A 7,824-nucleotide genomic window follows, 5' to 3' on the forward strand; every position below is an offset into this window, starting at 1 on the left:
AGAACATGACCGCTACTGAGGCCATACGCCATGCCAAGGACGTGTCCGGTCTGACGGCTGAGGAAATCGGCGCGGCGGCCGGTTTGAGCGCGGCCGTGGTGCGGCGCTATCTGCAACGCGGCGACGGCTACGATCCGGGGTTGAGTAAAATTCCCGCCCTGTGCCGGGCCATGCACAACACGGTGCTGATCCAGTGGCAGCAGGCCCAGCTTGAAAGGCAGGCGGAAGACGTGCCCCCGGCCCGGAACAGGGCCCAGGTATTGACCGCCGTGGCCAGAGCCGCCGCCAGCATGGGCGATGTGCAGCGCCGCCTGGCCGACAGCGAGGGCGGCGGCATTGACCCGGCCTGCGCCCGTGATGTGCGCGGCCTTGTGGGTGATGTAATTGAGGATTGCCGTGTGGTCATGGCCATGCTGGCTGTGCAGGCAAGCCATGCCGACATCACGGAATGTATGCCCCTGGCCAGCCTGCGGCCTGAACGCAAGCGCCCGTGGTGGGCGATTTGGAGGCGGAGGGCATGAACCTGACTTTTTCCGCTCATGCTCTGAACCGTTGCCTTGAGCGGGACATTTCCCTCCAACGGGTAGCCGACGCCATCCTGGCGGGAACCATGGAAGGGTATGGAGACCGTCGAATCCTGACGCACGGGCGGCTTCGAGTGGTTGCAGTGGTTCAGGACAATTCCTGTTTTGTGGTTACGGCGTTCCGTCTGCCGAACCAGAATCCGAAACGCCATATCCAGAAGCAACGCGCCCGGATACGACGCTTTCAGCGTGAGCGGAGGTGACGCCATGCGCTGTCGGCATCGTCTGCCCAATCCGGAAACGGCGGGCTATTGTGATTGGATTGATCCGGAAACCGGCGAAGTGCTCATGAGCGCGTGGGACGCCCTGCGGGAAGCGGCCCGGCGCAGCCCGGACTTGCGGCCCTGCCCCAGACACAAGGGGAGCCGGGGAACCTGGAACTGGATTTACCGCACGACTTGCGAGAAGTGCCCGGACGCCGTGAAAAAGGAGGCGGCATGAACGCTGATATTCGTCTTTCAGTCGGCTTCTGGCAACACCCGAAGACGAAAAAAACTGTGAAGCGTCTCGGTCTGGAAGGGATACGCTCGCTTCAGGTTTTGTGGCTGTGGGCGGCACAAAATAAACCTGACGGCAATCTAGCCGGTATGGATTGGGAAGACATCGAGCTTACCGCTGACTGGCAGGGGGAGGAGCGGGCGTTTTTTGACCACTGCCTTGGCGTGTGGATCGACGAGGTTGAGGGCGGCTATGCCCTCCACGACTGGGCCGAGCACAACCCCTGGCAGGCGGAAGCTGAAGCCAGGAAGGAGCAGGCCCGGAAAAATGCCACCGCAGGCTGGGAAAAGCGTCGCGCAAAGCGCCCGCACGATTTTGGCAATGCTCCTTCTCCTTATCCTTCTCCTAACCAGGAAGAAAATACATCCCCTCCTGTAGAGAGTCTTGTGAACCAGGATCGCGCGCGTTCCCCAGAGCGCGGCAGTGAGGGAGTCGGGGCGGATTTGTCAGGCCCGGGGCTGGAATTTGTGGAACTCCGGGAGTTCTACAACCGCGAAATGCGGGCTGAAGGCCCGTTGGCGGGCTTTTCCGAGTACAAACAGCTCAAGGCCGCGCGAGACATGACAGGCGCATCGCTCTGGCCGGGAAACGCCAGGCTTTTTGACGACCTCTCGGCCCGCAAGGAAGCTGGCGTCTGGAACCGGGGCTTTGAGATCGGGCTTGGGCGCTATCTGCGCGAAAAGACCTGGCTTGCGCCCATCCAGAGCCGGGCTTCACCGCCATCGGAGGCCACGCCGACAGAGTTTCAACGCCAACAGCAGGACAGGCGCAACATGATGCGCATAGAGCAGATTACCTTTGACTTTTTATGAAAGTCAAAGGTGGCATTCAGGCGAAAAACGCGGTTTTCGCCTGAATGTACGCCGCGTTGCGGCGGCTGCCGCTTTCGTGTCAGCAGAGCATTTTCAAAGAGAAAATGCTCTAGCCAAAGCTCTCAGGGAGCGCGAAAGAGCGGCAAAGCAACAGGCGCAAGGAGGGCAACAACATGGACAGAGAGCAGCTACGGCAACGCCTCCTGCCGCGTTTGATTGAGGCGGAGGCGGTTCACAAATCCGGGCGCTCCCCGGAGGAACTTGCCCTCCTGGCTGAAATTTTCGCCGATGACCTGGACGGCGAGAACCCTGAAGCCATAGAACGGGCCTTTGCCCTGCACCGCAGGGAATCCTCGCGATTCCCTACCCCGGCGCACATTCTGGCCGTGCTGCCCAGATGCAGGCAGCCCGTGCAATCGCTGCCGTCCTTGCCGATGGAAGTCTCCGACCGCAAGACGCCGGGCCTGGGACGGCTGGTATCCAGGGCTCTGCGCGGGGAAGCCGCGGCCAGAAACGCAATGGAAAAACTGATCAGGCAAACGTGCGCGGGGGTACGGCAATGATCGCTTTCACGTTGTCCTGCATTCCCACGGCGCAACAGCGCGCCCGGCACGGCGTGGTCAACGGGCACAGCATGACGTACAAGTCCGGCTCCCAGCGAGCGGCCGAGCGGACCCTGGACGCGTTGCTGGCGCCCCATGCGCCGGAAGTTCCCATGTCCGGGGCCGTGGTGCTGGAGTTCCGGGCCGTGTTCCCGCCGCCGCAAAGCGTGAGCAAAAAGGCGCGGGCGGCCATGCTGCGGGGACAGATCCAGCACGTCAAAAAGCCGGATCTGGACAATCTGGCCAAGCAGCTCAAGGACGCCATGTCCAGGCTGCAATTCTGGGGCGACGATCGGCAGGTGATCCGCATGGTCAGCGAGAAGCGGTACGGCGCGGTGGGCCACTGGGAGGTATGCGTGCGCGAAGTGATGGAGGGCGAAGCGATATGAGCAGAATCACCGGCGCGAAATGCGAGGATTGCGGCAAGACGGCGGGCGGATCGGGCAACTGGTCCGCTGTGTGGCGCGCGCTCAAAAACATGGGCTGGACCGTGGACCGGAGAGTCCATAGGTGCCCGGCCTGTTCCGCAGCGTGGCAGGCCAGGCTTGAGAGGGAGGCTCGGCGTGGCCCGGCTGACCGCTGAGCAGTGGGAGCAGGCGCGGGCCGATTACGAGGTGCGCGGCATAAGCCTTGGAGACGTGGCCCGGACATACGGCGTGGCCACGTCCAGCGTTTCCAGGCGGGCGCGGGCCGAGGGCTGGACGCAAGGGCGTTTGCAAGACCTTGCGGCGCGGAAAGTAGCGGCAGTCAAGGAAATGGCCGAGGTGGAAACGCAAACGCAAGACCTGCCCGTGCGTTTCCAGCACACCTTGCAAAGCGTGGTGCAGGAGCGCTTGCAGGCAGAGAGATTGCTCGCCAGTCTGGACGTGGCCCTGGCCGCCAAGGCCATCACGCTCGCCCATCAGGCCACGAGCGCGGCGGATATTGAGACGCTTTCCCGCGCCCGCAGAAACCTTGCGCCAGCGCAGCAGGCCCCGGCCCAGCAGACCACCGTCACCGTCAATCAGCAGGCCCAGGCCGGAGCGGCGCTCATGACGCCAAGGGACGTGTTGGAGGACATCCGCAAAGGAGCGGCGCTCCGCGCCTGGGACGAACATGCGAATCCTGCCGACTCTTGAGGAATTTTTTCTCGCGCACGGCGTGGCCGTCATGGCGCCGCGAGTCGTCCTGCCCTTCCACCGGCGGATATTCGACGCGCTTACATTGTGGCTGTTGGGCGACCTGCCGGACGGCAGGCGCAACATGGCAATCTGTATGCCTCCTCGCCACGGCAAGACATTCATTGCCCGCGATTTGGTATCCTGGGGACTGGCCTGTTTTCCTGACTCGGAATGGATATACACGTCCTGTTCGGCCAAGTTGGCCGTGACCCAAACCATGGCCATCAAGGGCACGGTGTCCTCCGACTGGTATCGCAGGGCTTTCCCGTATGTCGGGGTGCTTCCGGGCGAAGGCCGGCAGGATCAGTTTTCAACTCCGTCGGGAGGTTCGGTGTACGGCGTGGGCGTAGGCGGGACAATCACGGGTTTTGGTGCCGGGAAGAAACGGCCCGAGTTCGGGGGCGGCATCGGCATCGACGACCCCATTCAGGCCAAGGATGCGTACAGCATGGCCGTGCGGGAGAGGTGCAACGCATGGTATACCCAGACGCTTTACTCGCGCCGCAACAGAGACACGACGCCGGTTCTGCTGATCATGCAACGTCTGCATGAACAGGACTTGGTGGGCTATCTCATGGAGCGGGAGCCCGACTTGTGGCACATACTGCACATCCCGGTTCGGGACGAGAGCGGGACCATGTTGTGGCCGGAGACGTTCGGCAAGGAGAGCGCGGCACGGATGGAGACCATGGATCCCTTCGCGTTTTCCGCACAATACATGCAGCGGCCCACGCCGCCGGGCGGAGCCATGATCAGGACGGACTGGATACAGCAGTACGCGAGCCCGCCCGGAACATTGCATACCCTGCTGTTTGTCATGGATACCGCGCTCAAGACGAGTGAGCGCAATGACTACTCCGTCCTCTCGCTGTGGGGTTTTGACGGCGTCAGCGTCTAGAGCAGATTACCTTTGACTTTTTATGAAAGTCAAAGGTGTCATTCAGGCGAAAAACGCGGTTTTCGCCTGAATGTACGCCGCGTTGCGGCGGCTGCCGCTTTCGCGTCAGCAGAGCATTTTTAAAGTGAAAATGCTCTATCTGCTGGACGTGGAGCGCGGCAAGTGGGAAGCCCCGGACCTGCTGACGGTCGCGGCGTCCTTTCTGGCCCGGCACCGGCCGCGGCGGCCCTCTCCGCTCAGGCTGCGCGGCGTGCTGATTGAGGACAAGGCCAGTGGCACGGGTTTGATACAGAGCCTGCGGCGTGACGAGACGTTGCGGGACATGCCCATCATTCCCGTGCAGCGCGGCACGGACAAGGTGAGCCGCGTCAATGACGTGTTGCCGTTCATCCGGGCCGGGCGCCTGTGCGTGCCCGAGTCCGCGCCGTGGCTCGCGGCCTATCTGGGCGAGCTGGCGGCGTTTTCGCCGGCCATGACGCACAAGCACGATGATCAGGTGGACGTGACCTGCGACGCGCTCAACGAGTTTTTACAGGCAGGCGGCGGCGTAAGCCGGGGAATGGATCTGTCGTAGGAGGCGGCATGGCACGGCTGAGACTTTTGAGAGACGCTCTCACCGGAGAGCGATATTACCGGGAGGCGGCCACAGGCATGGCTTTTCGGCGCATTGTCGGCTCTCTGGTGTGGCCCTGCGGAGAGCGGCCGGGCTGCCTTGTGGTACTGGGGGAGACGCGCTCCCGCCAGAACGTCCTGGGCGCGCTCAGGCACGATGTGCACAGGCTGGAGGAGATCCGCAGCGACGACGTGTCGGTCCTGGTGTCCCGGATGGCCCGCATGACAGAGGATTGGCTGGTCCAGTACTGGGCCACGCCCATGGCGGACAATCGCGTGTACCTGCTGGACGACGCAAACGACAAGCAGCGCAGACTCCGCCGCCCGCTCCTGCACTATGGCGACCCGCAGGGGTGGCAGGGCCGGGGCGAGGGGCTGTTGCCCTTTTACCACGCTCTGGCGCAGCGCCGCACCAGGAGCGAAAAGACCCTGTTTCTGGGAGACGCCTGCACGGGAGCCGACGAGATCGCCAAGTTGCAGGAGGAGGACATGGGCAGAAAGCCCACGGACTTCCCAGGCGCGGCGGCCTTGTGTTTCGCGCTTGCGGAAATCGACGTTGACCCATGGCCGGAATGGGGCGAGCGCGCCAAACTCTACGGGGGGCCTGCCGACGAGCTGGGAGGCTACTGATGGAGCGTGCCAATGCTGTGTCGTATACCCCGAAAATCCTGAAGAGTATGCGGGAAATCTGTGAGGAAATGGGCGTCGGCGCGAAAGTTGTGCGCCGATGGGCCGCCTGTGGCGCCCCCATTGCCGTGGAGGGGAGCAAGAGAAATGCGCGGTACAGTGCCGAAGCGGTTCGCTTACAGCTCTGGCGCGAGTCGTTCGGGAAAGGACAGGCCGGGGAATTTTTCCCCGGCCCCTGAGTTCGTCAGCCCGCCAAGGCCGCCCGCACGGTGTCCGGCGCTTTTTCGATGACACGCAGGTACGCGCGGACGGCCGGGTCGGGCTTACGTTTGCCCTGCTCCCAATTCCGCAGCGTGCTTACCGAAAAGCCGAACTGCTCGGCAAACATGGTCTGGGAAAGCCCCATACGCCGCCGAATGGCTCTGATGTCCACGTTTTCGACGCGAATCGTATGCGCGCGATAGGTGGAAGGATCAGCCTTGCCTTGGGCGATTTCCAAGGCGGATTCCAAGCCCTCGATAATTTTCTGTCCAACTTCGCTCATGGTTACACCCCGTAACTCTGCCGAAGCAGCGCAATCAATTTTTTGAAGGTGTTTTTTTCTGCTTTCTCCACTGTTTCTTTGGCATTTTTGGCGTAGATGCCCAATATGAAAAGCGGAATACGCTCCGAATAGTAGTAATACAGCACACGGTAGCCGCCACTTTTCCCGCCGCCCTTTCGTGCCCAGCGCAACTTTCGCACTCCGCCGGTGTCCTCAATCAGGTCTCCGGCCTCCGGGTTTGTCCCCAGAAACAGCACCAGTCTCGCACGCTCCTCATCCGGTAGGAGCCCCTTTGCATCCCGCAAAAAAGGGACGGTTTCCACGACTGTCATCGGCGGTATGTTCATGGACTAGATATACTTCATTGAAGTAGTTTTGTCAAGACTCCAAACCCTGTCAACCCCTTCCCGCGATACGCCCGCGATACGCCCGCGTATGCCCTGGCCGAAATCTCCATGCTATGCTTCCGGCAAACCGGGAGCGTTTTTCATGGTGCATACCGAGTTCATCCGTCGCTTTTTGGCCCGCTGGGAGACGCGGCAGCTTGTCGCCTATATTCCGTGCCGCAAACGCAATTTCACGGGCCGGGAAAACCCGGCCGCGTGCGGGGAGCCCATTGGCGCGTCCGGCGTGACGGTCGGCACCGGTCTGGACCTCGGCCAGCAGGCAGAGGCCGATCTGCGGCGCATGGGGATTCCCGCGCCGCTCATGGAGCGGTTCCGGCCCTATCTTGGCAAACGCCGTCAGGATGCGCTTGCCGCCCTGGCGGCCGCGCCCCTTACTCTCACCGATGCACAGTGCGACGCTGTGGATGCGGCCGTGCATGGCGACTATATCCGCAGGGCCGCAGCTCTTTACGACCGGGATAGCGCGGGCCTGCCGTTTGCGAACGTGCCGCCCCAGGCCCAGGCAGTCATTGTCTCTCTGTTTTACCAGTTGGGCGCGCCTTCCGGCTACCCCAAAACATGGAAGTATCTTTGCGCCGGGGACTGGGCCCAGGCCGCCCGTGAACTGCAAACCGGGTTCAAACGGTACGCCAACCGCCGCGCGGACGAGGGGCGGTTGCTGGCGGAGGTTGTGTGATGATCAAATTTCTCACGTCTCTTTTTGGTCTGGGGGGAAAAGCCCTGGACAGAATCCTGCCGGATCGGGCCAGGCTCCAGGAAAAGAATCTGGAAATCAATGCCGAGACGGAACGGGCCAGCGGCGGACGTCTGACCCCGCGCAGGCTCATGATGTACCTGCTCTGTCTCCTGTTCGCATGGGAGGCCGTCGCGCGGCCCGTACTTGTTACCTACTGGCCAGACCTCACCCTGCCGCCCAGCATGGGCAAGGAAATATGGCTGGCCGTTTCCGCGCTGTTCGGCATGGGGTTTTAGCGTGAGCGTTGACCGCGAACTTTCCGAATATGACCTGAACACGGCCGCGAGTATCGCGCGCCTGGAAGCCAAGGTTGACGCCCTCATCATCCGTTTTGACGAGGCCAT

At 62.3% G+C, this 7,824-nt stretch carries 16 protein-coding genes; 13 read left to right on the forward strand and 3 right to left on the reverse strand.

Translation table 11 applies throughout. The annotated features are described in order from the left end of the window. The 9 genes from G7Y52_RS13940 to G7Y52_RS13980 form a co-directional block, all read left to right on the forward strand. On the forward strand, positions 1–521 hold a 521-nt coding region (locus G7Y52_RS13940; protein ID WP_165072919.1), incomplete at its 5' end, for a phage regulatory CII family protein. Then, on the forward strand, positions 518–787 hold the full coding sequence (locus tag G7Y52_RS13945) for a DUF4258 domain-containing protein (protein ID WP_165072921.1): 270 nt from the start codon (positions 518–520) through the stop codon (positions 785–787). The genes G7Y52_RS13940 and G7Y52_RS13945, both read left to right, overlap by 4 nt. A gap of 4 nt (positions 788–791) precedes the next feature. Then, positions 792–1,025 carry a hypothetical protein gene (locus G7Y52_RS13950; protein ID WP_165072924.1) on the forward strand — a complete coding sequence of 78 codons (234 nt, stop codon included), beginning with the start codon at positions 792–794 and terminating at the stop codon, positions 1,023–1,025. Then, positions 1,022–1,894 carry a hypothetical protein gene (locus G7Y52_RS13955; protein WP_165072926.1) on the forward strand — a complete coding sequence of 291 codons (873 nt, stop codon included), beginning with the start codon at positions 1,022–1,024 and terminating at the stop codon, positions 1,892–1,894. Before G7Y52_RS13950 ends, G7Y52_RS13955 begins: the two co-directional genes overlap by 4 nt. Positions 1,895–2,067: 173 nt before the next feature. After that, positions 2,068–2,457 (forward strand): hypothetical protein, encoded by a 390-nt coding sequence (locus tag G7Y52_RS13960; RefSeq protein ID WP_165072929.1) that lies wholly within the window; start codon positions 2,068–2,070, stop codon positions 2,455–2,457. Next, positions 2,454–2,885, forward strand: a complete 432-nt coding sequence (locus tag G7Y52_RS13965; RefSeq protein WP_165072931.1) for a RusA family crossover junction endodeoxyribonuclease — start codon at positions 2,454–2,456, stop codon at positions 2,883–2,885. Before G7Y52_RS13960 ends, G7Y52_RS13965 begins: the two co-directional genes overlap by 4 nt. Further along, a complete protein-coding gene (locus tag G7Y52_RS13970) occupies positions 2,882–3,079 on the forward strand; it encodes a hypothetical protein (RefSeq protein WP_165072934.1) in 198 nt (65 codons plus the stop codon). Before G7Y52_RS13965 ends, G7Y52_RS13970 begins: the two co-directional genes overlap by 4 nt. Continuing rightward, positions 3,060–3,614 (forward strand): hypothetical protein, encoded by a 555-nt coding sequence (locus tag G7Y52_RS13975; protein ID WP_165072936.1) that lies wholly within the window; start codon positions 3,060–3,062, stop codon positions 3,612–3,614. The genes G7Y52_RS13970 and G7Y52_RS13975 overlap by 20 nt, the downstream gene beginning before the upstream one ends. After that, on the forward strand, positions 3,592–4,554 hold the full coding sequence (locus G7Y52_RS13980) for a hypothetical protein (protein ID WP_165072938.1): 963 nt from the start codon (positions 3,592–3,594) through the stop codon (positions 4,552–4,554). Before G7Y52_RS13975 ends, G7Y52_RS13980 begins: the two co-directional genes overlap by 23 nt. Here G7Y52_RS13980 and G7Y52_RS13985 read toward each other — a convergent pair. Continuing rightward, positions 4,544–4,768 carry a hypothetical protein gene (locus G7Y52_RS13985; protein ID WP_165072917.1) on the reverse strand — a complete coding sequence of 75 codons (225 nt, stop codon included), beginning with the start codon at positions 4,766–4,768 and terminating at the stop codon, positions 4,544–4,546. The genes G7Y52_RS13980 and G7Y52_RS13985 overlap by 11 nt on opposite strands. On the opposite strand from G7Y52_RS13985, the gene terL reads away from it, so the two are divergent. Together terL and G7Y52_RS13995 are read left to right on the forward strand one after the other, a co-directional pair. Continuing rightward, entirely contained in the window at positions 4,685–5,128 is a 444-nt protein-coding gene (gene terL, locus G7Y52_RS13990; protein WP_241159768.1) for a phage terminase large subunit, read from the forward strand. The genes G7Y52_RS13985 and terL overlap by 84 nt on opposite strands. 8 nt (positions 5,129–5,136) lie before the next feature. After that, the gene (locus G7Y52_RS13995) at positions 5,137–5,796 is read left to right on the forward strand and encodes a hypothetical protein (protein WP_165072940.1); all 660 of its coding nucleotides are present in this window, start codon (positions 5,137–5,139) and stop codon (positions 5,794–5,796) included. Positions 5,797–6,037: 241 nt separating this feature from the next. Here G7Y52_RS13995 and G7Y52_RS14000 read toward each other — a convergent pair whose 3' ends face one another. Then, the gene (locus G7Y52_RS14000) at positions 6,038–6,337 is read right to left on the reverse strand and encodes a helix-turn-helix domain-containing protein (protein ID WP_165072942.1); all 300 of its coding nucleotides are present in this window, start codon (positions 6,335–6,337) and stop codon (positions 6,038–6,040) included. Between the two features lie 2 nt (positions 6,338–6,339). Beyond that, positions 6,340–6,684 carry a type II toxin-antitoxin system RelE/ParE family toxin gene (locus G7Y52_RS14005; protein ID WP_241159767.1) on the reverse strand — a complete coding sequence of 115 codons (345 nt, stop codon included), beginning with the start codon at positions 6,682–6,684 and terminating at the stop codon, positions 6,340–6,342. A gap of 142 nt (positions 6,685–6,826) precedes the next feature. Between G7Y52_RS14005 and G7Y52_RS14010 the strand changes: the two genes are divergently transcribed. After that, positions 6,827–7,420 carry a pesticin C-terminus-like muramidase gene (locus tag G7Y52_RS14010; protein WP_165072944.1) on the forward strand — a complete coding sequence of 198 codons (594 nt, stop codon included), beginning with the start codon at positions 6,827–6,829 and terminating at the stop codon, positions 7,418–7,420. Then, positions 7,420–7,716 carry a hypothetical protein gene (locus G7Y52_RS14015; protein WP_165072948.1) on the forward strand — a complete coding sequence of 99 codons (297 nt, stop codon included), beginning with the start codon at positions 7,420–7,422 and terminating at the stop codon, positions 7,714–7,716. Before G7Y52_RS14010 ends, G7Y52_RS14015 begins: the two co-directional genes overlap by 1 nt. Positions 7,717–7,824: the final 108 nt, after the last annotated feature.

It is taken from the genome of Desulfovibrio sp. ZJ200 (genome assembly GCF_011039095.1).
Lineage (GTDB): Bacteria > Desulfobacterota > Desulfovibrionia > Desulfovibrionales > Desulfovibrionaceae > Desulfovibrio.

What these genes read in the sequence shown, in the direction of transcription:
- G7Y52_RS13945 (WP_165072921.1), top strand. Translation starts at nt 518, where the DNA reads ATGAACCTGACTTTTTCCGCTCATGCTCTGAACCGTTGCCTTGAGCGG.
- G7Y52_RS13950 (WP_165072924.1), top strand. Translation starts at nt 792, where the DNA reads ATGCGCTGTCGGCATCGTCTGCCCAATCCGGAAACGGCGGGCTATTGT.
- G7Y52_RS13955 (WP_165072926.1), top strand. Translation starts at nt 1,022, where the DNA reads ATGAACGCTGATATTCGTCTTTCAGTCGGCTTCTGGCAACACCCGAAG.
- G7Y52_RS13960 (WP_165072929.1), top strand. Translation starts at nt 2,068, where the DNA reads ATGGACAGAGAGCAGCTACGGCAACGCCTCCTGCCGCGTTTGATTGAG.
- G7Y52_RS13965 (WP_165072931.1), top strand. Translation starts at nt 2,454, where the DNA reads ATGATCGCTTTCACGTTGTCCTGCATTCCCACGGCGCAACAGCGCGCC.
- G7Y52_RS13970 (WP_165072934.1), top strand. Translation starts at nt 2,882, where the DNA reads ATGAGCAGAATCACCGGCGCGAAATGCGAGGATTGCGGCAAGACGGCG.
- G7Y52_RS13980 (WP_165072938.1), top strand. Translation starts at nt 3,592, where the DNA reads ATGCGAATCCTGCCGACTCTTGAGGAATTTTTTCTCGCGCACGGCGTG.
- terL (WP_241159768.1), top strand. Translation starts at nt 4,685, where the DNA reads ATGCTCTATCTGCTGGACGTGGAGCGCGGCAAGTGGGAAGCCCCGGAC.
- G7Y52_RS13995 (WP_165072940.1), top strand. Translation starts at nt 5,137, where the DNA reads ATGGCACGGCTGAGACTTTTGAGAGACGCTCTCACCGGAGAGCGATAT.
- G7Y52_RS14000 (WP_165072942.1), bottom strand. Translation starts at nt 6,337, where the DNA reads ATGAGCGAAGTTGGACAGAAAATTATCGAGGGCTTGGAATCCGCCTTG.
- G7Y52_RS14005 (WP_241159767.1), bottom strand. Translation starts at nt 6,684, where the DNA reads ATGAACATACCGCCGATGACAGTCGTGGAAACCGTCCCTTTTTTGCGG.
- G7Y52_RS14010 (WP_165072944.1), top strand. Translation starts at nt 6,827, where the DNA reads ATGGTGCATACCGAGTTCATCCGTCGCTTTTTGGCCCGCTGGGAGACG.
- G7Y52_RS14015 (WP_165072948.1), top strand. Translation starts at nt 7,420, where the DNA reads ATGATCAAATTTCTCACGTCTCTTTTTGGTCTGGGGGGAAAAGCCCTG.